Origin of the sequence: Chitinophaga sp. (assembly GCF_035564935.1) — a bacterium.
GTDB lineage: Bacteria > Bacteroidota > Bacteroidia > Chitinophagales > Chitinophagaceae > Chitinophaga.
This window is the reverse complement of record NZ_DATMTE010000634.1, coordinates 1-1,857: the sequence shown is the minus strand read 5'-3', so window position 1 is coordinate 1,857 and position 1,857 is coordinate 1. Positions and strand designations below refer to the sequence as shown.

1 protein-coding gene and 1 pseudogene are annotated in these 1,857 nt (G+C 48.7%); both read right to left on the bottom strand.

Annotation, left to right across the window (positions count from 1 at the left end; translation table 11 throughout):
- Positions 1 to 225, bottom strand: a pseudogene (locus tag VN105_RS16110) (oligopeptidase B); the annotation flags it as partial.
- Between the two features lie 138 nt (positions 226 to 363).
- Positions 364 to 1,749 (bottom strand): Gfo/Idh/MocA family oxidoreductase, encoded by a 1,386-nt coding sequence (locus tag VN105_RS16105; RefSeq protein WP_325642554.1) that lies wholly within the window; start codon positions 1,747 to 1,749, stop codon positions 364 to 366.
- Positions 1,750 to 1,857 lie beyond the last annotated feature (108 nt).

Sequence of the window (1,857 nt, the reverse complement as noted above, 5' to 3'; positions counted from 1 at the left end):
CTTGATCCGGGATTTCATCTCGGTGAAAAGTTTTTCACGGAGTTTTTTTTCGGGAGAAAGGATCGTGTCGAGGTACGCGTTTTCAGCATTCAGCCAGGCCAGCACTTTCGGATCTTCCCGGTTATTCATCCAGTAATAATTATCAATCCGCTTGTCGCCGTGAATACTTAGTTCTTTAGCTATCTTTTCTGCTACAGGAGGCTTAACATCAACCTGGTCATTCATAGTATTTTTCTTTTCATTACAAGACAAAAGCACCATTCCCAAAAGCAACCAACAATTACCCTGGAAGTTTTTAAACATAGGAGATAGATTTAAATAGTAAGGTGATAACTCAAAAGCAATACAAATTACGATTTCTCCCTACACTATTTTCATATTCACCGGATCCCAGTTAATCAGTTTTTTGCTAAAGTAGCTTTCGTTTGTTACCAGGGCAGGTCCGGCGGCGCGGAGGCCAAACACCGCATCTTCCACTACGGGTTTACCGGAGCGCATAGATTCAAAGAAGTTGGTAAAGTGGTCCAGGCGGTCGTCGTACCCTTTGGGAGCGGCAAAAGCAGTGGATGTTTCTACCGTCTTCCGCTTATCTTCCGGGTATTTGGCGTTATACTCCTTCACGAACGCTGCCTGTTGTTGTTTCGTAAATGTGTTATACGTATCCCAGCCACCGTAGCCCGGTGCTTCAGGCAGTTTATGTTTTTTAATTTTGAAATCGTTCCAGCCAAGTTCCAGTACGCCTTCGGTTCCAATAAAGCGGGTGTATTCGCCGCCGCCGCTGCCGTCAGCAAAGTTTACACGGAGCGTCATCTGGAAGGCGGGGTGTTCTTTTGTTTCCGGGTAATCAAAAATAGCGACTACCACATCCGGCACATCACGGCCATCTTTCCATTGTACCAGGTTCCCGCTGGCATAAATGGAGGTAGGTCCAAGTGACCCGGTAATAAAATGCAGACCGGAGATCAGGTGTACAAACAAATCGCCGGGGATGCCGGTACCATAGGCGCGGTAGTTACGCCAGCGGAAGAAACGTACCGGATCAAACGGCAGCCTGGCCGTATCTTTCAGGAAGGTGTCAAAGTCTACAGTAGCGGGCGACGCATCAGGGGGAATAGAATACTGCCAGGCGCCGAGTGCGCTGTGGCGGTCCATCCTGGCTTCCACTACATTCAGCTGTCCCAGTTCACCAGCCTGGTAACGCTTACGGGCTTCTGCCAGCGCTATGCTGCTAACGCGCTGGCTGCCTACCTGGAAAACGGCTTTGGTACGTTGTTGTGCGGCAATTACCTTATGGCCTTCTTCTATCTGCTGCACCATCGGCTTTTCACAATACACCGCTTTACCCGCCTCCATGGCGGCAATAGCAATGGTATCGTGCCAGTGATCGGGGGTGGCTACTATAATGGCGTCAATATCCTTCCTTTTCAGCAATTCACGATAATCGCGGGTGGTGTATACCTGCGGGCCAAACACTTCTTTCACTTTAGCGAGGTGACCGGTGTACAGATCGGCTGCGCCTACAAATTCCACACCCGGCACTTTGATAGCGGTTTCCACATCCCCGAATCCCATGATCCCCATTCCTACACAGGCAATGCGGATCTTATCGCTGGGGGCTACCCTCTTTTCGGGCTGTAATATCTCTACATGTTCCTGTTCCTTAGCGATGGCGGCCAATTGGCCTATTCCGAGCAGTGCGGCGGTGCTGCCGATGTGCTTGATAAACTTTCTGCGTGATTGTTCTGACATATGTTCTCTGTTTTACATTACGTGGAAAAAGCACATAATAATAAAAAAATTTAGAAAGTTAAAGCCCGAAAAGGATGAGCGGGGAGCGAATTTTGTCTGACTCAGGAT

What these genes read in the sequence shown, in the direction of transcription:
- VN105_RS16105 (WP_325642554.1), bottom strand. Translation starts at nt 1,749, where the DNA reads ATGTCAGAACAATCACGCAGAAAGTTTATCAAGCACATCGGCAGCACC.